12 protein-coding genes are annotated in these 25039 nt (G+C 74.2%); 4 read left to right on the top strand and 8 right to left on the bottom strand.

Annotation, left to right across the window (positions count from 1 at the left end; translation table 11 throughout):
- Positions 1-19 precede the first annotated feature (19 nt).
- From ACFQVD_RS06995 to ACFQVD_RS06960, 8 genes are read right to left on the bottom strand one after another with little or no spacing between them, the layout of a single operon-like run.
- A complete protein-coding gene (locus ACFQVD_RS06995) occupies positions 20-4252 on the bottom strand; it encodes a non-ribosomal peptide synthetase (protein WP_386270669.1) in 4233 nt (1410 codons plus the stop codon).
- Complete coding sequence (locus ACFQVD_RS06990; RefSeq protein WP_343973501.1) at positions 4233-4532, bottom strand: phosphopantetheine-binding protein; 300 nt, start codon at positions 4530-4532, stop codon at positions 4233-4235. Before ACFQVD_RS06990 ends, ACFQVD_RS06995 begins: the two co-directional genes overlap by 20 nt.
- Positions 4529-4957, bottom strand: coding sequence for an aspartate 1-decarboxylase (panD, locus tag ACFQVD_RS06985; RefSeq protein ID WP_343973513.1), 429 nt, complete (start codon positions 4955-4957; stop codon positions 4529-4531). The genes ACFQVD_RS06990 and panD overlap by 4 nt, the downstream gene beginning before the upstream one ends.
- 13 nt (positions 4958-4970) lie before the next feature.
- A complete protein-coding gene (locus tag ACFQVD_RS06980) occupies positions 4971-8096 on the bottom strand; it encodes an amino acid adenylation domain-containing protein (protein ID WP_343973504.1) in 3126 nt (1041 codons plus the stop codon).
- 8 nt (positions 8097-8104) lie between these two features.
- A complete protein-coding gene (locus tag ACFQVD_RS06975; RefSeq protein ID WP_386270667.1) occupies positions 8105-9544 on the bottom strand; it encodes an amino acid adenylation domain-containing protein in 1440 nt (479 codons plus the stop codon).
- Positions 9541-12339, bottom strand: a complete 2799-nt coding sequence (locus tag ACFQVD_RS06970) for a beta-ketoacyl synthase N-terminal-like domain-containing protein (RefSeq protein ID WP_386270665.1) — start codon at positions 12337-12339, stop codon at positions 9541-9543. Before ACFQVD_RS06970 ends, ACFQVD_RS06975 begins: the two co-directional genes overlap by 4 nt.
- Positions 12336-14033, bottom strand: coding sequence for a fatty acyl-AMP ligase (locus ACFQVD_RS06965; protein ID WP_343982781.1), 1698 nt, complete (start codon positions 14031-14033; stop codon positions 12336-12338). The genes ACFQVD_RS06970 and ACFQVD_RS06965 overlap by 4 nt, the downstream gene beginning before the upstream one ends.
- On the bottom strand, positions 14030-18340 hold the full coding sequence (locus ACFQVD_RS06960) for an SDR family NAD(P)-dependent oxidoreductase (RefSeq protein WP_386270663.1): 4311 nt from the start codon (positions 18338-18340) through the stop codon (positions 14030-14032). The genes ACFQVD_RS06965 and ACFQVD_RS06960 overlap by 4 nt, the downstream gene beginning before the upstream one ends.
- A gap of 143 nt (positions 18341-18483) precedes the next feature.
- On the opposite strand from ACFQVD_RS06960, the gene ACFQVD_RS06955 reads away from it, so the two are divergent.
- Genes ACFQVD_RS06955 through ACFQVD_RS06940 form a run of 4 tightly spaced genes read left to right on the top strand, consistent with a single transcriptional unit; the run spans position 18484 to position 25014 of the window.
- Positions 18484-19980, top strand: coding sequence for an amino acid adenylation domain-containing protein (locus ACFQVD_RS06955; protein WP_343981561.1), 1497 nt, complete (start codon positions 18484-18486; stop codon positions 19978-19980).
- Positions 19977-21317 (top strand): crotonyl-CoA carboxylase/reductase, encoded by a 1341-nt coding sequence (gene ccrA, locus ACFQVD_RS06950; RefSeq protein WP_343981564.1) that lies wholly within the window; start codon positions 19977-19979, stop codon positions 21315-21317. Before ACFQVD_RS06955 ends, ccrA begins: the two co-directional genes overlap by 4 nt.
- Before the next feature lie 9 nt (positions 21318-21326).
- Complete coding sequence (locus ACFQVD_RS06945; RefSeq protein WP_343981567.1) at positions 21327-21935, top strand: LOG family protein; 609 nt, start codon at positions 21327-21329, stop codon at positions 21933-21935.
- Between the two features lie 19 nt (positions 21936-21954).
- The gene (locus ACFQVD_RS06940) at positions 21955-25014 is read left to right on the top strand and encodes a condensation domain-containing protein (protein ID WP_386270660.1); all 3060 of its coding nucleotides are present in this window, start codon (positions 21955-21957) and stop codon (positions 25012-25014) included.
- The last annotated feature ends 25 nt before the right edge of the window (positions 25015-25039 follow it).

Here is a 25039-nt window from a genome sequence, read left to right as displayed (position 1 = left end):
CTATCCGCCGCCGGCGCCCTCAGCCGGCGAGGAAACGGCTGATCAGGTCGACGTGCGGGGCGCGGAGAAGTTCGTGGTGCTCTCCGGGGATCTCGTGGACGGTCAGGTCGGAGACGGTCTGGCGCCACCCGGCCTCCTGGACGGCCCGCAGCCTGGGCGGGTGCAGCTCGCTGGTCAGGAGGGTGACGCGCCCGTGGAACCAGCCGGCCCGGTAGCCGGCCAGGCCGCGCAGGCTGTCGCGCCAGAGCCGCAGCAGCTCCGGCCCGTACGCCTCGTGGTAGGCGGCCACCTGGGAGGGCGTCATGCCGAGCCCGGCGAAGAAGCCCACCTTGGAGTCGAGCAGGGCCTGCCGGGCCTCGGCAGCGCCCAGCGGGGCCAGCCGGTCGATCAGCGCCTCCAGTTCGGCCAGCTCGCCCAGCAGGTCGGTCACGAACACCTCGGGCAGCACCGAGTCGATCAGCACCACCCGGTCGACCTGGTGGCCGAGTTCCTGTAGCCGCCTGGCCGTCTCGAAGGCCAGCACACCGCCCGCCGACCAGCCGGCGAGCGTGTACGGACGCGCCAGGTCCAGACCCGAACCGGCCAGCTCCCGGGCGTACCTGGCGGCCATGTCCGGCAGCGAACCGGCCTTCACCCCCGACTCCAGCGCCTGCAGCGCGTAGACCGGCCGGTACGCGGCGAGCCTGGCCGCCAGTCCCGCGTAGCAGCGCGCGGAGCCGCCGAGCGGATGGAAGCAGTACAGCGGGGCTCCGGCGGGTGCGGAGACGGCCAGCGGGGTGATCACGGGGAGCGAGGCGGCCGGAGCAGCGTCACTTCCCGGCTCGGCGCCGTGGCCGGGCTCCCGGGCGGGACCGGAGCCGTTCTCCTTGCCGTGACCGGGACCGGAGGGGGCGGAGGCGGGGCCGTGCGCGGAACCACGGTCCGCGCCGTGCCCCGAAGACCCGCCGGAGGCGTGCCCGAAGCCACGGTCGGCGCCGGGGACGGCCGCGGACACCAGGGCGGCGAGGCCGCTGACCGTGGCGTCGGCCAGGAACCTGCGGAGCTTGACCTTCACGCCCAGCCGCTGCTCCACACTCGCCATCAGCCGTACCGCGCCCAGGGAGTCGATCCCCCTGGCGAACAGGTCCTCGTCCGCGCCGACGTCGTCGGAGCCGATCCCGAGCAGTCCGGCGATCAGGTCGGCGATCTGCCCCTCGACGGCGGTGCGCGCCCGGCGCGGGGCGGGCTCCTGCCCCGTGTCCCACGCGGTGTTCACCTCCGGCAGCGCGGATCGGTCCACCTTGCCGTTGCGGTTGAGTGGGATCGCGGGCAGCGGCACGAAGACCGAGGGCACCATGTACTCGGGCAGGCTCCTGGCGAGACCCGCGCGCATCTCGGCCGCCGTCGCGGTGCCGACGACGTAGGCGACGAGCCTTCGCCCTCCTCCGGAGCCGGGCCGTGGTTCGGGAACGGGTACGGTTCCAGGTCCGGGCCGGGGCCCGGGGACGGGCGCGGTTCCGGATCCTGGCCTGGGTTCGGGTACCGGGGCGGTTCCGGGTTCGGTTCGGGGGTCGGGTACGGGGGAGGCGACGACGACCGACTGGTCGACGCCCGGCAGTTCGTCCAGGGCGGCCTCGACCTCTCCCAGCTCGACACGGAATCCCCTTATCTTCACCTGGTCGTCGAGCCTGCCGAGGAACTCGAACTCCCCGTCGGCGCGGAGCCTGCCCAGGTCCCCGGTGCGGTAGAGCCGCGAGCCCGGCGGGCCGAAGGGGTCGGGCAGGAAGCGTTCGGCGGTCAGCGCGGGCCTGCCGTGGTAGCCGCGCACCACGCACTCGCCGCCGATGTAGAGCTCGCCAGGCACCCCCATCGGGAGCGGGCGCATGGCGTCGTCCAGCACGTACATGGCGGTGCCGGGAATGGGTCTGCCGATCGGGACCAGCTCGCCGCCGATCGGGCCGGTCACGGTGTGCACGCAGTTGGCGACGGACGCCTCGGTCGGGCCGTACTCGTTGAGCAGCACCGGCGCCGGGTCCAGTGCCTGCCAGAACGCCAGCGCCCGGCTGGGGAAGGCGTCGGCGCCCACCACCAGGACCCCGGCCAGACCCGCGGCCTGCTCGGCGGAGAGCTGCCCGGCCAGCACCTCCAGGTGTCCGGGGGTGAGCTTGACGAACCCGTACGGCCGGGCCGACAGCGCGGCGCCCAGCTCGTCCAGGGCGGTGTCCTCGGCGGCGACGTGCAGGCTCTGGCCCACCACCAGCGGGGTGTAGATGTTTGGCACGACCATGTCGTAGGCGACCGAGGAGAACAGCGGGGCCCCGCCCACCCCGCCGACGGCGTAGGCCGACACGCACCAGTGCAGGAAGTTCACCAGGCCCCGGTGACCGACCATGACGCCCTTGGGCCGCCCGGTCGAGCCCGAGGTGTAGATGAGATAGGCCAGGTTGCCGGGCGCGGCGGCCGGGTCCGGGTCGGCGGAGGGATACCCGGCGGTCTCCGCTTCCAGGGCGGCCGCGTCGTCCAGCACCAGCCGGGCGCCGGAGTCGGCCATCATGTACTCCAGCCGGGCGGCGGGTAGACCGGGGTCGAGCGGCAGGTAGGCGGCCCCGGCCTTCCAGACGCCGAGGAAGGCGGCGACCAGCCAGTCGGAGCGCCGCAGGCGGACGGCGACGACGCTCTCCGGGCCCATGCCCCTGCCGCGCAGCCAGTGCGCGATCCGGTTGGCCCTGGCGTTCAGTTCCCGGTAGCTCAGCCGGATCTCACCGAAGGTCAGCGCGACGGCCTGCGGGGTGCGCCGGGCCTGCCGCTCGAACAGCTCGTGCGCGCAGACGTCCGGCGAGCCCGGCGGTTCCGGTCCCCGGCAGGCCGCGAGCAGCGCCTCGCGCTGGGCGGGCGGGAGGATCTCCAGCGTGCCGAGCGGCGCGTCGGGTGCGGCGGCGATCTGGGCGAGCAGGTGGACGAAGGAGTCGGCGAGCCGCCGGGCGGTGCCGGTCTCGAACAGGTCGGCGCGGTAGGTCAGGTGGCCCAGCAGGTGGTCGTCTTCCGGCATCAGGGACAGGGCGAGGTCGTACTTGGCGGCGGTGTCGGGGAACTCGAACGGCTGCACGGCCAGGTCGCCGAGCCTGGTGGCCCCCGGCAGGCCGGCGTGCAGCTCGTACAGGACGCGGAACAGCGGGGCGCGGCCCTGGGCGAGCATCGGGTACGGCAGGTGCTGGTGGGTGAGGGTGTTCAGGCAGTAGGCACGGACCCGGCGCAGCAGTTCGGTGAAGCTCGGATCTGCCGACAGGTCGGCGCGCATCACCACGGTGTTGAAGAAGGCGCCGACGAGGTGCTCGGAGTGCGGCACGGCGCGGTTGGCGACGGTGCTGCCGATGGCGACGTCGTCCTGGCCGCAGTGGCGCGACAGCAGCGCGGCGAACGCGGCGAGCCCGGCCATGTACGGGGTGGCCCGGCAGCGCCGGGCGACGGCGCCGAGCGCGGCGGCGGTGGCGGCCGGCACGGTAAAGGTCACCACCTCCCCTGCCGCCGAGGTCTCCCCGGAGGTCTCCGCGGCGGGGGCGCGGTCGGTGGGCAGGTCGAGCGCGGGCAGGCCGGCCAGGGCGCCGCGCCAGTGCGCCAGGGCGGGTGCCAGATCCACGGCCCGCTCGGCCGCCACCACCTCGTCGTACCCGGCGGGCAGCGGGGGCAGCGGGTCGGGCAGACCGGCGAGGCGGGCCCGGTAGAGGGCGTCGAGCTCGCCGAAGAAGACGCCCATGGACCACTCGTCAAAGGCGATGTGGTGCACGGTGAGCACCAGGACGTGGTCGGCGGCGGCCAGCCGGGCGAGCCGGGCCCGCAGCACCGGCCCGGCGGCCAGGTCGAACGGCCGCCGGGCCTCGGCGACGGCCGTCCCGCGAACCTCCTCCTCCGAGGCCACCGGGTGTACCGGCAGCTCGACCGACGCCGGTGGCAGCACCGAGGCCACCGGCCGCCCTTCGACGTTCGGGTAGACGGTGCGCAGCGCCTGGTGGCGGGCGACGAGGTCGCCGAGCGCCCCGGCGAGTGCCGGGACGTCCAGCGGGCCGCGCAGCCGCAGCGCCAGGCAGACGTTGTACTCCGTCCCGGCGGGGTCCAGCTGGTGGCCGAGCCACATTCGTTCCTGGGCGTACGAGAGCCCTCCCCCGAACGGCCGGGACGTCCCGGGGAGCGTGGACTCGGGCGTCGGCGTCCCGGCGGGGGACGCCCCGGACGAGGACGGCCCGGGTGGGGACGTCTCAGGCGCTACGACCGGCACCTTCCACCTCCAGCGGTGAGTGCGGTGAGTGCGGTGACGCTCCGTCCTCCAGCAGGCCGAGGACGACCTGCGCCAGCTCGCCCACCGTCGGGTGGGTGAACACCTCGGCGACCGGCACCTCGACGCCGTGCCGCGCCCGGATCCTGGCGACGAGCTGGATGGCGACCAGCGAGTGGCCTCCGGCCTCGAAGAAGTCGTCGTCGGAACCGACGGCGTCCAGGCCGAGCAGCAGCGCCCAGTCGTCGGCCAGCGCCTGGTGGACGGGGGTGTGCGTGTTCATCGTGGCCTCCTGGCCGCACCCGCGGGTGCGAACTGGTCTTCGGCCCCCGGCACCGGGCGGGCGGGGTCGTGGTCGATGTGGACGATCCGGTTGGACCCGTCCACGTGGACGACCCGGGGCCGGTAACCTCGCAACTCCGCCCCCGAGTACTGGCCGTAGGAGATCAGGATCACCATGTCCCCCGGGGCGACCAGGTGCGCGGCGGCTCCGTTGATGCCGATCACCCCACTGCCGCGCTCCCCCGTGATGACGTACGTCTCCAGGCGGGCGCCGTTGGTGATGTCGACGATCGCCACCTGCTCGCCGTCCAACAGGTCGGCGGCCTCCATCAGCTCCTCGTCGATCGTCACCGAGCCGACGTAGTGCAGGTCGGCGTGGGTGACCGTCGCTCGGTGGATCTTGGATTTGAACATCGTGCGCAGCATCTCGGACTTCCGTTCACGCATGGGGGACCGGTGACAGTGCCGAGAGCGGCGCGTGCGGGTCACGCACAGCCGCTCCCAGCAGATGCAGCCATGCATCCACCAGGCTCTCGACGGTGGATCCGTCGAACAGACCGGTGTTGTAGGCGACCTCGCCGATGATCGAGTCCGGGGTCTCCGCGACCGAGCAGACGAGGTCGGCGACCGTGGTGCGGGTCGCCAGGTCGATGGGGGTCACCGTCAGCTGTGGCAGGCGCACGCCCTCGGCGCCGGTGAGCGCGCTGAGCGGGACGCCGTTGAAGATGACGTCGAAGAAGGGGGAACGTCCGGGGGCGCGCGGCGGGCGCAGCGCCTGGACCAGACGCTCCAGCGGGACGTCCTGGTGGGCGTAGGCGCCGTGGACCACCTCACGGACGCGGCCGAGCAGTTCGGCGAAGGTCGGGTCGCCGCCGCAGGGGGTGCGCAGCACCAGCGTGTTGACGAAGAAACCGATCATCTGCTCGGTCTCCGGGCGGGTACGGCCGGGTACCGGGGAGCCCACCGCGACGTCGGCGCCGCCGGACGCCTGGAAGAGCGTGGCCTGGAAGGCTCCGAGCAGGGCGGCGAAGAGCGTCGTGCCCGCCTCGCGGCCGAGCCGGCGCAGCTCCTCGGTGACCCGTTCTTCGATCATGAAGGAGACCCTGGCGCCCGCGTAGGTCTGCACGGGCGGGCGCGGCCGGTCGATGGGCAGCTCGGCCGGGGTGATCCCGGCCAGCTGGGCACGCCAGTAGTCGAGCTGCTCGCCCCCCGCGGCGTGCGCACGCTGCCAGGTGGCGTAGTCCACGTACTGCGCGGCCGGCTCGGGGAGCACGGCGGGCCGCCCGGCCAGCGCGGCCTCGTACAGGGTGGCCAGTTCCTGCCAGAGCACCTGCTCGGAGGCGGCGTCGTAGGCGACGTGGTGGACGACCAGGGAGAACACGTGCTCGTAGTCGTCCAACCTGGTCAGCCTGGCCCGCACCGGCGCGGCGGCGGCGAGGTCGAAGGGGGTCTCCCAGTCGGCCTGCAGGGCGTCGGAGGCGGCGCTCTCGCGGGCGATACGGGTCTCGCCGGGCGCGACGCCGAACCTCAGCCGGGGTCCGCGGGCGTCGATGCGCACCTCGGGGATGCCTTCGGGGCTCTCCACGTACCGGGTCCGCAGGATCTCGTGCCGGGCGATGAGTTCGTCGAACGCCTGGCGGAACGCCGCCACGTCGAGGTGGCCGCGCAGGCGGCAGGCGGTCGGCACGTTGTACGCGGTCGAGCCGGGCGCCAGCCGGTGCAGGAACCAGAGGCGTTCCTGGCCGTAGGAGAGCGGCAGTGTGCCCTCTCGGGACACCCTCGGCAGCGGCGGGAGCTGCTCGGCGCGGGTCTCGGCCACCTCCTCGGCGAGCTCCTCCAGCGACTCGGCGGAGAAGAGCAGGTAGAGCGGGAAGTCGATGCGCAGGTCGTCCTGGATGCGGAACATGACCTGGGTGGCGAGCAGGGAGTTGCCGCCCAGCTCGAAGAAGTTGTCGTCCAGGCAGACCGTGTCCAGGTCCAGGACGTCGGCCCAGATGGTGGCCAGCGCCTGCTGCACGGCGGTGACCGGGGGCCTGCCCCCGGCCCGCTCGGCGGGCGCGGCGATCTCCGGCAGTGCGGCCCGGTCCACCTTCCCGCTGCTGGTCAGCGGCATCCGGTCGACCACCGCGAGCTGCGCGGGGATGAGGTAGGGCGGGAGCCGGTCGACCAGGTAGGCCCGCAGCTCCGCCGGGTCGGGGGCGGCACCGGAGGCCACCACGTAGCCGAGCAGGCGCTCCCCGGTCACCGTGACGGCGGAGCGCTCGACCCCGGGGTGGGCGTCCAGGGTGGCCTCGATCTCGCCCAGCTCGACCCGTACCCCGCGGATCTTGACCTGGTGGTCGGTGCGGCCGAGGAAGTCCAGGGCGCCGTCGGGGCGGCGGCGCCCCAGGTCGCCGGTGCGGTACAGCCGCGAGCCCGGCGGGCCGTACGGGTCGGGGACGAAGCGCTCGGCGGTCAGCGCGGGCCTGCGGTGGTAGCCGCGCGCCAGGCCGATCCCGCCGATGAACAGCTCGCCCGCCTCGCCGTCGGGTACCAGATCTCCCGCCTCGTCCAGCACGTGCACGGTGTTGCCGGTGAAGGGCGTGCCGATGGAGACGACCGGGCCCGCGTGCGGGTCGTGCGGGTCGTAGGTGTACAGGGTGGAGTCGATCGACACCTCGGTGGCGCCCCACTGGTTGTGCAGCCCGCAGCCGTACACGCCGATCTGCTCGTGGAAGGCGAGCGCCAGGGGTGCGGTCAGCGCCTCTCCACTGGAGATCACGTGGCGCAGGTGCGGCAGCGGCGGCAGCCCGGCCCGGCGGTGCGCCGCCAGGAACAGCGCGAGCATGCTGGGCACGAACTGCACGACGGCGGCACCGAAGCGCATGGTGGCCTCCAGCAGCGCCACCGGGTCGCGGTGCTCGCCCGGCGGCAGGATCGCCACCACCCCGCCGATCGACAGCGGCCAGAACACCTCCACCGCCGAGTCGTCGAAGCTGAGCGTGGTCTTGTGCAGTACGGCCTCGCCCGGTTCGAGGCGGTGCTCGGCCTGCATCCACCGCATCCGGTTGACCCAGCCCCCGTGCGTGCTGGCGACCCCCTTGGGGGTGCCCGTCGAGCCGGAGGTGTAGTAGAGGGAGACCAGGTTCTCCTGGCGTACCCCGGAGCCGACCGGGGTCGTCGGGTGGCGGTCGATCAGCGCGCTGTCGCGGTCGAGCAGCACGACGCGGGTCAGGTCGCCGGGCAGCAGGTGGGCGAGTGCCTGCTCGCCCACCGACACCGGCGCCGCGCCCTCGGTGACCATGAGCCGCCCCCGGGCGGGCGGCGCGTCGGGGTCGATCGGCAGGTAGGCCCCGCCCGCCTTGAGGATGCCGCACAGCGCGATGACCAGGTCCAGCCCCCGGTGCACGCACACCGCCACGGGGGTGTCGGCGACCACTCCCAGCTCGCGCAGGTGGTGGGCGAGCTGGTTGGCGCGCCGGTCCAGCTCGCGGTAGGTCAGGGTGTGGCCGTCGGCATCGATGACGGCCACGGCGCGCGGGGTCCGCTCCACCTGGGCTTCGACCAGCTCGTGCAATCCGGCCACGACTTCTCCTAACGGTTCGCCGACGCCAGCAGGGCGACGCGGTCGATCTTCTTGGTGGGGGTCAGCGGGAAGGCGCCGCGCACCTCGATCCTGGACGGGATCATGTAGGCGGGCAGGTGGGCGGCCAGGTGCTTGCGCAACGCCCGGGGGGTGACGTCTCCCTGGGCGAACAGCAGCAGGCCCTCGTCCACGACGTGCGCGGCGGCCAGCTCGACCAGCGGGTGCTCCTGGGCCACGCACTCGATCTCACCCAGCTCGATCCGGTAGCCGCGCAGCTGGACCTGCCGGTCACGACGCCCGGTGAACCAGAGCCGGCCGTCGGGGCGCAGCCGGCCCAGGTCGCCGGTCCGGTAGAGCCTGCCGTGCTCGGGATGGTCGACGAACCGTTCCGCGGTCAGCTCGGGGGCACCGCCGTAGCCGAGGGCCACGCCGGGCCCGCCGACATGGATCTCGCCCTGCTCGCCGTCCGGTACCCGCTCGCCGGCGTCGTCGAGCAGGACGATGCGGTAGCCGGCCAGCGGCCTGCCCACCGGCAGCGGGTCCGGCTCTCCGGCGGTGACGAGCCCGGCGGTGCACCACACGGTGACCTCGGTGGGGCCGTAGAAGTTCCAGACGCGTCCGGCGCGCCCGGCCAGCTCGGCGGCCAGCCGGGCGGTCAGCACCTCGCCGCCGCAGACGGCCTGCAGCTCCGCACGCCCCGGCGTCAGGTACGGCAGCAGGAAGTGCCAGGCGGTGGGGGTGGCGTGCACGACGGTGACGCGGTGCCTCTCCAACCAGCCCACCAGCCGTTCCGGGGCGGCCTGCAGCGTCTCGGAGGTCACCAGGGTCGCACCGCCGTGACTGAGCGGGACGAACATCTCCAGCAGCGCGATGTCGAAGGAGAAGGTCTGGTTGGCGGCGTACCGGTCGGCGGGGCCGGGGTCGAGCAGTTCGGCGACGGCGCGCACGCAGTTGTGCAGCGAGGCGTGCGAGACCAGCACCGCCTTGGGCCGCCCGGTGGAGCCGGAGGTGAACATCACGTACGCGCACCGTTCCGGCTCGGCGTCGCCGGTCCGCAACTCGGCCGTGTCCTCGGCGTCCTCGGCGTCCTCGGCGTCCTCGGTGTCCTCGGCGCCCTCGGTGTGCGGTACGGAGTCGAGGAGCAGGCTCATGCCCGCCTGGCGCTGCTGGAAGCGCAGCCGCTCGGGCGGCAGGGCCGGATCCAGTGGCAGGAAGACCGCGCCGGCCTGCCAGATGCCCAGGATCACCGCCACGTAGTCGGCCGAGCGGGGCAGCGCGACACCGACCACGTCACCGGGGCGCGTTCCTCTCTCCCGCAGCACGTCGGCCACCGCGTTGGCACGGGCGGCCAGCTGCCCGTAGCTGAGTTCGGAGGCCGGGTCGAGGGCGGCGACCGCGCCGGGCGCGCGTCTCACCTGCCGGGCCACCTCGTGCAGGACGGTGTTCACGCGACCATCTCCTGAGGAACGGTGCCGATGTGACCAGGCGCGGGCGGCGTGGACCATTCGCGGGACCAGGGCAGCAGGGGGATGGAGGCCACGGCCCCCGGCGGGTTGAGCGCGGCCCAGTCGAGGTCGTGGCCGAGCTCGTAGAGGCGGATCAGCACGCCGGGCAGGTCGCCGGCGTCGGCGCAGCGCACCGCGCGGGCCTGCCTGCCCCCCTGGGCGCCGCGCAGCCGGGGACCGAGTTCGGCGGCACCGATCTCCACGAAGGTGCGCACCCCGCGGTCCAGCGCGACGGCGAGCGCGTCGCCGAGCAGGCTCGGGGCGGCCAGGTGCCGCGCCCAGTGCCGGGCGCCCTGCGCGCGGCCGTCGACCGGCCCGCCGGTGAGCGTCGACAGCGCCACCGTCTCGCCGGCGTTGACGGGCAGCCCCTCCAGGGCGGCCTCCAGCTCGGCGGCCAGTGGTGCGGCCAGCCCGCTGTGGTCGGCGGTGGCGGGTCCCAGGTCGCCGCAGAGCACGTCTCCCGCGGTGAGGGTGGCGGCCAGGGTGGCCAGCGCGGCCCGGGGGCCGACGATGACGCAGGTCTGCGCGTCCTCCACGGTGGCCACCGCGAGCGCGGGACCGATCCGCGCGCACAGCGCCTCCGCCAGCCTGCGCGCCAGCCGCACCCGCAGGGCGTGCACCGGCGCCGGCCCGGCCAGCAGCCTGGCGCGGTGCCCGGCGACGGTGTCCGAGGCGGTGGGCGACAGCACGCCGCGGTAGCGGGCGGCGGCGACCTCCCCCGCGCCGTGGCCGATCACCAGGTCGGGACGGACGCCCGCCCGGCGCAGCTCGGCGGCGAGGTCGGCGTGCGCGGCGGCCGTCCCGGCGCCCGGCTCGTCGGCGAAGACCAGGGCCAGGCCGCCGGGTGCCGCGCCGCCGGGTGTCGCGGCGGTCAGGTCGGTCAGTGCCCTGTCGAGCTCCCGGCTCAGCTCGGCGGCGTCGGCGCCGGTCACCCCGACCCGGTAGGCGTGGTGGTCGCGCCGTTCCCCTGCGGTGTGGCAGGCCGCCACCAGGTCCAGCTCCGGATCGTCCAGCGCGGCCCGCCAGCGCACGACCAGCTCCCGCAGCCCGGCGTGCGTGTGCGCCGACAGCGGCAGGTAGCGGCGGGGGTGCGAAACCGCCGCCGGTGGATACGACCGCGTCTTCGCGAACGGTCCCCCCTCGCGGTCCTCCCGGCTCCGCCGGGCGGTGACGCCTGCGGGTGTGACGGGCGTGCGCCGCTCGGGTGGCGCCTGGAGGATCAGATGGGCGTTGGTGCCGCCGAAGCCGAAGGAGCTGACGCCGGCCAGGCGGCCGGTCCAGGACTCCAGGCTCCGCTGCACCCGCAGGCCGCCGCCGGACCAGTCGAAGTCCTCGGCGAGGTCGGTGGCGTGCAGGCTGGCCGGCAGTGCGCCGTGGAAGAGCGCGAGCGCCGCCTTGGCCAGGCCGGCCGCGCCGGCCGCCGCCTCCAGGTGCCCCAGGTTGCTCTTGACCGAGCCGACCCGCAGCGCGGCACGGCGCGGCGCCGTGCCCAGCACCTCCGACAGGGCGCGCAGCTCCATCAGGTCGCCCAGCCGGGTGCCCGAGCCGTGCGCCTCGACGTAGCCGACGTCACCGGGGTCGACTCCCGCGGCGCGGCACGCCGCGCGCAGCAGCCGTACCTGCGCGGGGGCGCTCGGCGACATCAGGCCGTTGGTGCGCCCGTCGCTGTTGACCGCGCCGCCGAGGATGAGGGCGTAGATCCGGTCTCCGGCGGCGAGCGCGTCGCCCAGGCGCCGGAGCGTCACCATGACGGCCCCCTCGGAGCGGCCCATGCCGTCGGCCCCGGCGCCGAAGGACTTGCACCGGCCGTCGGGGGCCAGCACGCCCGCCGTGCGGAAGCACAGGCCGATGTCCGGCGAGAGGATGGCGTTGACCCCGCCGGCGAGGGCGGTGTCGCACTGGCCCGTCCGCAGTGCGGTCACCGCCTGGTGGACGGCGACCAGCGACGACGAGCAGGCGGTGTCGACGGCCATCGAGGGGCCGTGCAGGTCGAAGACGTAGGAGATGCGGTTGGCGGCCACGCTGTGCGCCACGCCGGTCGGGGTGTAGAGGCCGGGTTCGGTCTCGGCGAGCCCCGGGCTGAAGCTGTGGACCAGGAAGTCCCCGCTGCTGATGCCCGCGAACACGCCCGTCTGGCTCCCGGCCAGATCGGCGAGGCGGAGCCCGGCGTCCTGCAGGGACTCGTGCGCGACCTCCAGCAGCAGCCGCTGCTGCGGGTCCATCGCCTCCGCCTCGCGGGCGTTGACCGTGAAGAACGCCGGGTCGAAGCCCTCCACGTCCGGCAGGAACCCGCCCTCGCCCACCCCCGGCTCGCGCCAGCCCGGGTGGCGCGCGGCCCGCTCGCCCGGCACCGTGCCGACCGCGTCGACGCCGTCCGCCAGCAGCCGCCAGAGCCGTTCGGGGCCGTCGGCTCCCGGCAGGCGGCAGCCGATGCCGACGATCGCCACCGGTTCGACGACCTCATGCCCACCCGGGGCGCGGGAGGTGTCGTGCCCGGGGGTCCCGCGGTCCGGCCGTCCCACGGCTCCCGCCAGGTGTTCGGCCAGGGCGCGCGGGGTGGGGTGGTCGTAGAAGACCGTGTTCGGCAGCGGGATGCCCAGCCGGGCCTCCAGTTCGGCGGCGAGGGCGACCGCGTCGGCCGAGCCGATGCCGTAGTCGATGAACAACCGGTCGGCGTCGACGTCGGCCAGGCCGGCGCGTTCGGCGACCAGGGAGGTCAGCAGGTCCAGGACGCTCATCGCCCGGCCGCCACCGGGTCGGCGTCCGCGAGGGCGGGCGAGGTCCATCCGGCCAGCACGGTGAAGCGGCCTTCCGCCAGCATGGCGCGGCACTCGCGGCGCCGGATCTTGCCGCTGGTGGTCTTGGGGACGCTGCGCGGCTCGACCAGGAACACCCCGTCGAGCAGCACGTCGTGCTCCCTGGCCACCGCAAGGCGGATCTCGGTGATCAGCTCGTCGAGGTCCCCCGCGGTCGAGGCGGTGACCTCGGCGACCACCACCGCGGCCTCGGCCTGCGGCACGTCGCCGGTGGGCTCGGTGGCGAAGGCGGCGCCGCAGCCGCCCCGCACGGCGGGGCTGACCCGCTCGACGGTGTACTCGACGTCCTGGGGATAGTGGTTGACCCCGTTGATCACGATCAGGTCCTTGTGCCGGCCGACGATCACCACGTCGTCGCCGTCCAGCACCCCGAGGTCCCCGGTGCGCAGGAAGTTCTCCTCGCGTCCGGGCAGCCGGGCGTGGAAGGTCTCGGCGGTGGCGTCGGGGCGCTGCCAGTAGCCGGCCGCCACCGAGGGCCCCGACACCCACACCTCGCCGACCTCGCCCGCCTCACATGCCAGTCCGGTGACGGGGTCGGCGATCTCGACGACCATCTCGTCCAGCGGGGTGCCGCAGCGTACGTAGTGGCGCTCCCCCACCCGCACGCCGGGGTCGGCGGCCGACAGCGGCCCGGCGGAGACGACCAGGGTGGCCTCGGCCATGCCGTACGCGGCGTACAGGCTCGCGGCGTCGAGCCCGGCGGGAGCGAACCGCTCGGCGAAGCGCCGCAGGGTGTCTCGTCTGAGCGGCTCGGCGCCGTTGAGCGCCACTCGCCAGCGGCTCAGGTCCAGGGTGGCGAGCTCGGCGTCGGTGACCTTGCGGACGCACAACTCGTAGGCGAAGTTGGGCGCGTAGGAAAGCTGCCCGCCGTGGTCGGAGATGGCTCGCAGCCAGGCGAACGGCTGCGCGGCGAACGCCTGCGGTGACATCTTCACCACGTGCGCGCCCCACAGCAGCGGCGACAGCAGCGATCCGATGATCCCCATGTCGTGGTAGAGCGGCAGCCAGGAGACCGTGGTCGTCTCGTGGCCGGCCCCGACGGCGGCGGCCACCACGCGGGCGTTGTGCGTCAGGCCACCGTGGGTGACCATGACGCCCTTGGGGTTGCCGGTGGAGCCCGAGGTGTACTGCAGGAACGCCAGGTCTTCCGGGGTGGGAAGCGCCCAGTGGTCGGCGGCGTCGCCGCGGAGCAGGTCGGCGAAGTGCAGCCAGCCGCGGAAGCCGGGCAGGGTGGCCGGCGCGTCCGCGCCGGGGAGCGGTTCGGGGGCGATCGCGTAGGCGGCGCCGGAGTCGCGGGCGATGGAGGCGATCTTCGACCAGGCGGACCTGAAGTGCGCGAGGGAGGGCAGGTAGACGGGCACGGGCAGGGCCCCGGCCAGCATGCAGCCGTAGAAGACGGGCGCGTACTCGGCGGAGGAGGGGCAGACCAGGAGCACCCGCTCGCCGTACGCGCCGGCCTCGGTGAGGCGGGTGGCGACCTGGCGGGCGCGCAGGGCCAGCTCGGCGAAGGTCCACCGGGTGCTCTCGCCCCTGCCCAGGAAGGTCAGCGCCGGGCGCTCGCCGTGCTCGTCGGCGGTGCTCAACAGCGACGCAAGCACCGAATCATGAAAAGTCATGCCACACCTCCGATGTGGTCGTTGAGAAGCTCGTCCAGCAGGGCGTCCACCTGGGCGTCGGACAGGGCGTCCAGCCGCGCCGCCATCGGGTCACGGGTGTCGGTCTCGCCGGCCGGCCGCTCGTCCAGATGGGCGCTCACCCGCCCGGCCAGCTCGGTGACGGTGGGACCGTCGAGGAAGGCCGGGGCCGGCAGCCGCACCCCGAGCCGGGCCTCCAGGAGGTTGCGCAGTTCGACGGCCATCAGCGAGTCCAGTCCCAGCCGGGTCAGCGACGCCTTCGGGTCGATCGCGGCCGGTGAGGTGCGCAGCACCCCCGCCACCCACTCGACGAGCGCCCGCTCCAGCTCCTGGGGGGTCGTGATGCTCAGCCGGCCGGTCCCGGTGTGCCCGGCCGCCAGCCCGGCGAAGATCGACCAGTGCTCGTGTCCGGGGTTGTTCGCGAACCAGGTGGGCGCGTCCAGCGGGACGACCGCCACCTGGGCCGGCTGCTCGGCGAGCAGTTCGGCGAGGATCCGCAGGCCCGACGCGGTGTCGATGGAACCCATGCCCCGGTCGGCCAGCCTGCCCGCCCGGTCCGGGCGGGCGGCGAGCCCGGTCTGTGACCAGACGCCCCAGTCGACGCTGGTGGCGGGCAGGCCCCGGCTCCTCCGCCAGTGCGCGAACCCGTCCAGGAAGGCGTTGGCCGCCGCGTAGCCGGCCTGGCCGCCGGAGCCGAGCAGCCCGGCCGCCGAGGAGAACAGCACGAACAGTTCCACCGGGTCGCCGCAGGTCAGCCGGTGCAGGTTGCGGGTGCCGGCCACCTTGGGGCGCAGCACCTCGGCCACCTCGTCGAGGTCGACGGCGGCGACGGTGCGGTCGCGCAGCACCCCGGCGGCGTGCAGGACGCCGCGGATGGGCGGCGCCTGGGCGCGGAGCCCGTCGAGCGCCTTCTCCAGCGCGTCCGCGTCGGCGACGTCGGCGGCCAGCACCACGACCCGCACGCCCTCCTCGCGGAGTGCGGCGATCCGCTCCCGTGCGGCCTGTCCGGGCTCGTTCCTGCCCAGCAGGGCGAGATGCCTGGCTCCCTGCCGTACCAGCCCCTCGGCCGCGGCCAGGCCGAGACCGCTCAGACCACCGGTGACCAGGTAGGTGCCGTCGGCGCGCAGCCGGGGCCGGTCGAAGGTGAGCACCACCTTGCCGATGTGCCTGGCCGAGGCCATGTGCCGGAACGCAGCCTCGGCCTCCGCCGCCGGGAAGGCCGTCACCGGCAGCGGGCCGAGATCGCCCGCCGCGACCGCGTCCACCACCTCGCGCAGCATCGCGCCGGCCAGCGCCGGGCGCCGTCCGGCCAGTGAGAACGCCTCCACCGCGTGAAAGGACAGGCTCTTGGCGAAGGGGGCGAGCGGCAGCGGCCGGTTCTCCGCGATGTCGCGCTTGCCGAGTTCGACGAACCGGCCGAAGGGCGCCAGGATCCGCAGCCCCTCGTCGACGGCCGGTCCGGCCAGGCAGTTGACCACCATGTCGACCCCGGCGCCGCCGGTGACCTCCAGGACCTGGTCGGCGAAGTCCAGCGAGCGCGAGTCGAAGACGTGCCGGACGCCCTGTCGCCTGAGCCAGGCCCGCTTGCCGGGCGAGCCCGCGGTGGCGAGGACCTCCGCGCCCGCCCGCCTGGCCAGCCGCACCGCCGCCTGGCCGACCCCCCCGGCCGCGGCGTGGATCAGTACCCGCTCCCCCGCCTCCAGCCGGGCCAGCCGCTCCATGCCGTAGAGCACGGTGACGTACGCCGCGGGGAGCGTCGCCGCCGCGGTGAAGTCCAGATCGCCGGGGATGGGCACGGCCAGCCGGGCGTCCACGGTGACATGCGAGGCCATCGCGCCGATCTCGGCGACCAGGGCCACCACCCGGCTGCCCACGGCCAGGCCCGTGACGCCGTCGCCGACGCCGGTCACCTCGCCCGCGCACTCCAGGCCGTAGCCGAGTGGCTCCGGCTGCTCGCCCAGCATGCCGATCCCGCGCAGCACGTCGTTGAAGTTGAGCCCGGCGGCGTGTACCCGGATCCGTACCTCTCCCGCGCCCGGTTCCCGGGGAGCGTCCTCGGCCAGGCAGAGGGTGGCCAGGTCCTGCCGAGCGCGCTGGACGAGCCGGTGCGGGCCGCGCGGCCCGGCCGGTCGCGGGGTGAGGCGCGGCGCGAACGGCCTGCCGCCTCGCAACGCGACCTCGTTCTCACCCGCGAGCCTCCAGGCGGGGCGCCCGGCACCGGCATCGGCGCCGAGGTCGGCCGGGGTCCAGGACGGTCCCGGCTCGGCGTCCAGGTCGATCAGGGTGCAGCGCAGCTCGGGGTGTTCGTGCCTGATCGTGCGCGCCATCCCCCACACGGCGGCGGCGTCGGGGTCCACCGGGTCGCCCGGCTCGACCGGCTGGGCGTTCCTGGTCACCACCCACAGCCGGTCCGGCTCCGGCCGGGCGATCAGTTCCCGGGTCAGTTCCAGCAGCGACCGCAGTGCCTCCTCGGCGGGCCGTCCCGATTCGACCCGGTGGACCACGCCGCCGAACGGCTCGTCCACGCCCGTCTGCACCGGCACCCAGCGCGTGCTGTAGGTCCAGCCGCCGGCCCCGGCGCCGCGCGCGATCCGGTGCAGCCGCACCCCGCGCAGCGCCAGTACCACCCGGCCGTCCTCGTCGCAGGCGTCGATGTCGAGCGTCACCTCCGCCCCGTCACCCGGGTCGTCGCCGGTGCCCGTCGCGGACACGACCCTGGCGTGCGCCCAGCGGGCCGCACCGACCTCGCCGAGCGCCGACACCCGGGCCACCGCCCGGGGCAGGTAGAGGTCGTCGCCTTCGGCGAGGGCGGGCGCCGCCGCCTGCAGGCAGGCGTCCAGCAGCGCCACGTCGAGGCGGTACGGCCAGGGACCGGAGGCGGGTTCGTCGTCGCGGGCCCGCGAGAGGGGGGAGGCGGCGCGCAGGCGGGCGAGGGACTCTCCGGGGGCGGTGAAGACCTCCTCGATCCGCTGGAAGGCCGGACCGTACCGCATCCCCCTGGCGGTGAAGCCCGAATACAGCTCCTCGGCTCCGATCCGGGTGGCGCACCTGGACCTGAGCGGCGACAGCTCCAGGTGCGCCACGGCCTGCGGGGTCGCGCGGGAGGCCGAGGCGTGGGTCCGCCCCTCGACGGTGAGGTCGATCGCGTCGCCGTCGAGCCGGGTGGCCAGGCGGCGTGGCGTGTCCAGGAGCAGCGGGGCGTGGAACTCCACCCCGGCCAGCGCACCGTAGTGCTCCAGGGCGGCCGCCAGGTATCCGGCGCCGGGGAAGACCGGCCGGCCCTCGACCCGGTGGTCACCCAGGGGGCCGTCCGCGGTGAGCTTCACCTCGCGCAGGCGGGCGAGCGAGCCCGCGAAGACGGCGCCGTCCTCCTTGTGCACGGACGCCAGCAGCCGGGCGTCGACGTCGCGCAGCCCGGACAGCAGGGTGGGGTGCGGGCTGAGCTCGACGAACGTGTCGTAGCCCGCGTCCAGGAGTTGCCGGATCACCGGCCAGAACAGGACGGGCTCGCGCAGGTTGCGGCACCAGTAGTCGGCGTCGAGCACCGCGCCGGGGCGGCCGGTGACGGTCGACCAGAGCGGGATCCCCGCGCGGTTCGGCACCAGTGCGGCCAGTTCCTCGCGCAGCTCCGGCAGCAGGGGGTCGACATGGTGGCTGTGACCGGCGACGTCGGCGCCGACCAGGCGGCAGAAGACGTCCTCCCAGCGGAGCTGCTCGACGAGCGCGTGGACCGCGTCGTGGTCGCCCGCCACCACCGTCGAGCCGGGCGCGTTGGCCGCGGCCAGGCAGATCCGGCCGGCACCGGCGGCACCGGGGAACTCGGGTGCGGCCCCGCGGTGGCCGTTCCGCTCGGCGACCAGGGCGGCGGTCTCCTCCCAGCCGAGGCCGACCAGCGCCATGGCGCCCGTCCCGCTGAGCCTGCGGTAGAGCCGGCTGCGGACGCCGACGGCCCTGGCCGCCTCCGCCAGGGTCAGGGCGCCCGCCACGTGGGCGGCGGCGATCTCGCCCAGGCTGTGCCCGACCACCGCGGCGGGTACGACGCCGTTGGCCGCCCAGAGCCTGGCCAGCCCGATCTGGAGGGCGAAGAGCGCGGGCTGGACCACGTCGATCCGGTCGGCGTCGGCCCTGCCCGCCAGCACGTCGGTGACCGATCGGTCCGTGTACGGTTCGAGCGCGAGCTCGCACTCCCGGATCGCCGCGGCGAAGACCGGTTCCTGCTCCAGCAGGGCACTTCCCATGCCACGCCACTGGGCACCCTGGCCGGGAAAGACGAAAACGACACCGTTCATGCCGAGAAGCATCGCCAGGCGCGGCTCCGGCGTCTTCCGTCGCGGGACGCGGACGGTACCTAGCCTCCCGGCCTGGTCGCCGGAAGAAGCCTAGCCCGCCGACGAATACCCATATGTCGTGCTATTGGAGATCGTCCTGATCTGTGGACGAAGAATTCGGCTCCCTGGCCTCGGCCTTCTACGAGCACGTGCGGCGGCGGCCAGACGCGCTCGCCGTCACCGACGAACACCGATCCGTGAGCTACGCGGAACTGGCGGGCGCCGCCTCCGAGATCCGCCGCTCGCTCGACGAGCTGGGGCTGGTCCCCGGCGACCGGGTCGGCATCTTCATGCGGCGCTCCTGGCGGGTCGTCGCCGCCATCGTGGCGGTGATAAGCCACGGCTGCACCTACGTCCCCCTGGACCCCGACTACCCCGCCGAGCGGGTGCGGTTCATGGCCGGCGACAGCGAACTGCGCGCCATCTGCGCCGACCCGGACGGGCCGTGGCCGTTCGCCGCGATGCCGAGGGTCGAGGTCACCGGGGCGACCGGAGACGTGCTGCCGCCCGTCGAACGTTCCGGTGAGATCCCCACCCACATCATCTACACCTCCGGCTCGACCGGGACCCCCAAGGGCGTCGCCACCCCCGAGGGCGCGGTGCTGGAACTGTTCCGCTCCGCCCGCGAGCGGTTCTCCTTCGGCCCCGGCGACGTGTGGAGCTGGTTTCACAGCCACTGCTTCGACTTCTCCATCTGGGAGATGTGGGGGGCGCTGCTGCACGGCGGGCGCGTGGTCGCCATCCCGGTCGCCGCCGGGCGCGACCCACGGCTGCTGCTGACCACACTGGACGCCGAGCGGGTGACCGTACTCTGCCAGGTGCCCAGCATGTTCAAGTACCTGGCCTGGGCCATGGAGCAGAGCCCCCGGCCGCTCGCGCTGCGCTACCTGATCTTCGGCGGCGAGGCCATCGACCGCGACACCATCCGCGCCTGGATGGACCTGACCGGCGGGCGCGAACAGATCGTCAACATCTACGGCCCCACCGAGACGACGGTCTTCTCCACCTGCACGGTCGTGGACCGCGCGACGGTGCAGGACACCTCGGGGCCCACGAACATCGGCCGGGCGCTGCGCCACGTCCGCACCGCCGTCGTCGGCGCGGACGGCCAGGCGGTGCCCACCGGCGCCGAGGGCGAGCTGTGGGTGGGCGGCACCGCCCTGGCCACCGGCTACGTCGGCCGCCCGGCGCTCAACGCCGAGAAGTTCCCCCTGGCCGACCTGGGCGACGGCCGGCGGCGCTGGTACCGCACCGGCGACCTGGTACGGCAACTTGAGTCGGGGTCCTTCGAGTATCTGGGCCGCATCGACTCACAGGTCAAGATCCGCGGCTTCCGCGTCGAGCTGGGCGAGATCGAGGCCGTGCTGCGGCGCACGCCCGGCGTGAGCGACGCGGCCGTGATCGTGCGGACCCCGCCCGGCGGCGAGCCGCTGATCGTCGCCTACCTGGTCGGCACCCCGCTCTCCCCCCGCGAACTGCGCGCCCTGTGCGGCGAGCGGCTGCCCGCGCACATGGTCCCCGCCCGGTTCCGCACCGTTCCCGTCCTCCCCCTGAACCCCAACGGCAAGCTCGACCGACTCGCCCTGGAGGCAGCGCGATGACCACCGCGATCCGAGACGCGATCCTGTCCGGCGAGAACGCCCCCGGCCACTTCGAGGCGCTGGCCGTACCGGAGTCCTACTGGGGCGTCACCGTGCACGCCGACGAGGTCGACATGTTCGCCGGGATGCGCAGCGAGGACAAGGACCCGCGCAAGTCGCTGCACGTCGAGGAGGTCGCCACCCCCGAGGTCGGTCCCGGCGAGGCACTGCTGGCGGTGATGGCCAGCTCGGTCAACTACAACACCGTCTGGTCGGCGATCTTCGAACCGGTGCCCACCTTCGGGTTCCTGCGCCGCTACGGCCGCCGCAGCGAGCTGGCCCGCCGCCACGACCTCCCCTACCACGTGCTCGGCTCGGACGTCAGCGGCGTGGTACTGCGGGTGGGCCCCGGCGTCACCAAATGGAAGCCCGGTGACCGCGTCGTCGCACACTGCCTGTCGGTGGAGCTGGAGGACCCCGAGGGGCACGACGACACCATGCTCGACCCGCAGCAGCGGATCTGGGGATTCGAGACCAACTTCGGTGGCCTGGCGGAGCTGGCGCTGGTCAAGGCCAACCAGTTGATGCCGATGCCCGCCCACCTGACCTGGGAGGAGGCCGCCTGCTCCGGGCTGGTCAACTCCACCGCCTACCGGCAGCTGGTCTCGCGCAACGGCGCGGCCATGAAGCAGGGCGACACCGTGCTGATCTGGGGCGCCTCCGGCGGGCTCGGCTCCTACGCCACCCAGTACGCGCTGAACGGCGGCGCCACCCCGGTCTGCGTCGTCTCCTCCCCCGAGAAGGCGGAGCTGGCCAGGAGGGCGGGCGCCTCCCTGATCATCGACCGGTCCGCGGAGGGGTTCTCCTTCTGGCTCGACGAGCACACCCCCGACGTCGCCGAATGGCGGCGCTTCGGCAGCCGCATCCGTGAGCTGACCGGCGGCGACGACCCCGACATCGTGTTCGAGCATCCCGGCAGGGAGACCTTCGGCGCGAGCGTCTACGTCTGCCGGCGCGGCGGGACGGTCGTGACCTGCGCCTCCACCACCGGGTTCATGCACTCCTTCGACAACCGGTACCTGTGGATGAGCCTCAAGCGCGTCGTCGGCACGCACTTCGCCAACTACCACGAGGCCTGGCAGGCCAACCGGCTCGTCGCCCAGGGGCGCGTCCACCCGACCCTGTCGCGTACCTACGCCCTGGAGCAGAGCGCCGAGGCCGTGCACGACGTCCGCCGCAACACCCACCAGGGCAAGATCGGCGTGCTCTGCCTCGCCCCCGCCGAGGGGCTCGGCGTGCGCGACCACGAACTCCGCGAACGGCACCTGCCGGCGATCACACGTTACCGGTCCTCCTAGGAGACAGCGATGACCTCGACGATCCTCCAACCCGGCGCGGGTGTGCGCGGGGGTGGCAAACCACTGGAGATCTGCGTCTTCTGCGGCGCGGGACGGAGCAACTCACAGGTCATCGTCGACATGGCCAGGGCGACCGGCAGGCTCATCGGGCAGCGGGGCCACCGCCTGATCTACGGCGGTGGCGGCTCCGGCCTGATGGGCGAGGTGGCGTGGGCCGCCTCGGAGACCGGTGCGACCATCCGGGGGATCATCCCCCGGTTCCTGTACGAGCGGGAGCGGGCGATCGCCGCGCCGGCACAGGAGACGCACCTGACCGACAGCCTGCACCGGCGCAAGGAGCACATGCTGCGTGGCGCGGACGCCTTCATCGCGCTGCCCGGAGGCTACGGGACACTGGACGAGATCCTTGAGGTGATCTCCGCCACCTACCTGGGCATGTCCGAGAAGCCGCTGGTCATCGTGAACGCCGAGGGCGTCTGGGACGGCTTCATCAGCCTGGTCGAGACCCTGCGGCGGTTCGAGCTGATCTCCCTGGCCGGGCAGCCGACGTTCCACTCCGTCGCCTCCCCCGAGGAGGCCGTCTCCCTCGTCGAGCGGCTGACCGTCCCGGCGACCTGACCCCCACTGGAGGACTTCGATGGAGACCCGAGCGCCGCTGTCCCAGGCCGACAAGCGCGCCCTGCTCGCCAAGCTGATGAAATCGGGCGCCGCACCCTTTCCGCTCTCCTACGGCCAGCAGTCCCTGTGGTTCATGGACCGGATGCGCAGGGAGGCCAGCGTCGCCTACAACATGCCGTTCGCCTGGACGGTGCACGGCGAGGCGGACCCTGAGGCGCTGCGCGGCGCGTTCGCCTGGCTGGTGGCGCGGCACCCGATCTTCCGCACCACCTACGGGCACGTCAAGGGCACGCCGGTGCAGCGGGTCGCCCCGGAGGGGGAGCTGGACTTCCGCGTCGTCGCCCTCGCGCCCGAGGAGGACCTCGCGGCCCTGCTCGGCGCCGAGGCGGCCCGCCCGTTCGACCTGGAGCGCGGCCCGGTGCTGCGGGTCGTGCTGGTACGGCGCCCGGCGGCGGCGCCGGTGCTGCTCTGGGTCACCCATCACATCGCGATCGACGGCTGGTCGCTGTTCACGCTGCTGGAGGAGCTGGGGCGGGCGTACACGGCGCTGCGTGGCGGCTCCGAACCCGCCTGCCCGCCACCCGCCGCGACCTACGCCGACTTCGTGGCCTGGCAGGCGGCGATGCTGGCCCGGCCGGAGGGCGCCCAGATGGCGGCCTACTGGACGCGTCTGCTGGCCGACCCGCCGCCGGTGCTCGCACTGCCCGCCGACCGGCCGCGCCCTGCCGACCAGACCTTCCGGGGCGCCTCGCACGCCTTCCGGCTGGGCGCCGAGCGGTCGGCGGCGGTCGGGGAGCTGGCCGCGAGCGGCGGGGCCACCCTGTACACGACGCTGCTGGCCGCCTTCCAGGTGCTGCTGGGCCGGGCCTGTGACCGGCGGGACTTCCTGCTCGGCACCTGGACCTCCGGGCGCAGCCGCCCGGAGTTCTCCGACGTCGCCGGCTACTTCGTCAACCCGGTCGTGCTCCGCGCCGACCTGTCGGGGAACCCCGGGTTCTCGCAGGTGCTCGACCGCACCCGGCGGGCGGTGCTCGACGCCCTGGACAACCAGGACTACCCGTTCCCGCTGCTGGTGGAACGGCTGGGCGCGCACCGCGACCCCAGCCGCTCCCCGCTGTTCGACGTGGCGTTCACGCTGCGCGCCTCGCACCGAGGGGAGATCGTCCGCAGCGAGTCCGCCGAGGCGGCGTCGCCGCTGGGCGCCCCCTCGGCGGGCGAGCGGGGCATGCTGCTGCGGTTGGGCGAGCTGGCCCTGTCGACGTACCCCCTCGACCAGCGGACCGTCCGCTTCGACGTGGAGCTGGAACTGGTCGCCGCGGACGGCGAGATCTCCGGCCTGCTGCGCTACAACACCGACCTGTTCGACGCGGACACGATCGCCTGGCTCGCCGAGGGCTACCTGCGGGTGCTGGACTTCGCGGCCGGCGACCCCGGCCGTCCGGTGACGGCCTTCCCGTGGGAGCCCCGTCCCGGCGCCGGGGCGGGAAGCGAGGAGCCGGCCACCGCGGCGGTGAGTCCCCCGCCTGTCCCGCACGGCCCGGCCCCGCACGCGGGCGCCCCGGCCGAGCTGCTGGACGTCGTCACCGCCGTCTGGAGCGAGGTGCTCGATCTGGAACCCGGCGAGATCGGCCCGGACGACGACTTCTTCGGCCTGGGCGGCCACTCGCTGGCCGCGGTCCAGGTGGCGATGCGGATCCAGGACCGGCTGGGCGTGCAGGTGTCGATCTCCGACGTCTTCCACCACCTGACGGCCGCCCAGCTGGCCGCCTGGCTGGCCGGTCCCGCCGGGGCCGGGCCCCGCCCGCTGCCCAGGACTCCCGGCGCCGGCTACCCGCTCTCCTACGCCCAGGAGAGCCTGTGGGTGCTGAACCAGCTGGCCCCGGCGAGCCTCGCCTACAGCGCGCCGCACGCGTTCCGGCTCCGTGGCCCCCTGGACGTCGAGGCGCTGGAGTGGGCGATCGGGCGGGTGGTCGCCCGGCACGAGTCGCTGCGCACCACGTTCACGATGACCAGGCAGGGGCCGGTGCAGCGGGTGGCCGACCCGGCTCTGGTGCCGCTGCCGGTGGTGGAGACGGCCGACGCCGCCGGGCTCATCCTGGACGAGTACCGCAGGCCGTTCGACCTCGCCACCGGCCCGCTGCTGCGGCCCGTGCTGTACCGGATCTCCCCCGCCGAGCACGTGCTGCTCGTCCTGGCGCACCACATCATCTTCGACGGCTGGTCGACCGCGATCTTCTGGCGGGAGCTGTGCGCCCTGTACCGCAGCAGGGTCGAGGGCTCGGCCGAACCGGCGCCGCCCGGCACCCATTACGTCGACTTCGCCGTCTGGGAACGCGAGTCGCTGACCGGTGAGCGGCTGTCCGGCCTGCTGGACTACTGGCGAGGGCGGCTGGCGGGCGCACCGCGCACCGCGCTCCGCACCGACCTGCCCCGCCCCAGACGGCCGCTGTTCCAGGGCGCCCAGCACGCCTTCGAACTGCCCGTCGACGTACGCGGGCTGTGCCGCGCCACCGACACCACACCGCACATGGTCTACCTGGCCGCCTTCAAGGTCTGGCTGGCCCGCCGCACCGGCGTGCAGGACGTGACGGTCGGCTCGGTGGTCTCCGGCCGCTCCAGGAGCGAGGTCGCCGACCTGATCGGGCACTTCGTCAACACGGTGGCGGTCCGCACCCCGCTGGCCGGGGCGCACACCTTCACCGAGGTCGTCGGCCGGGTCCGGCAGAGCCTGCTGGGCGCCTACGAGCACCAGGAACTGCCGCTGTCGAAGCTGACCGCGGAGCTGGGCAGGGACCGCAGGACCCCGTTCGACGTGCTGTTCACCCTGCACGACCGGCGCCTGCTGGAGTCGGCCGACGACCGGCTGCCCGGGGTGACGGCCGACCGGCTGGTCATGCCGCTGGGCACCTCGCAGTTCGATCTGGCCCTGGAGGTCACCGACCTGGGCGGCCACGCGCGAGCGGTCCTGGAGTACGACACGGCGCTGTTCCTTCCGGAGACGGTCGCCGCGATGGCCGGCGAGCTGGAGCGGTCGATCACCGCCCTGGTGTCCGGCCCCGGCCTTCCCCTTGCGAGATGACACGGCGTACCGCGCGGGCGGCGCG

Source organism: Streptosporangium amethystogenes subsp. fukuiense (assembly GCF_042665875.1).
GTDB classification, from domain to species: domain Bacteria; phylum Actinomycetota; class Actinomycetes; order Streptosporangiales; family Streptosporangiaceae; genus Streptosporangium; species Streptosporangium fukuiense.
Note: the sequence above shows the minus strand (reverse complement) of the source record. Positions and strands in the feature narration are given on the sequence as shown.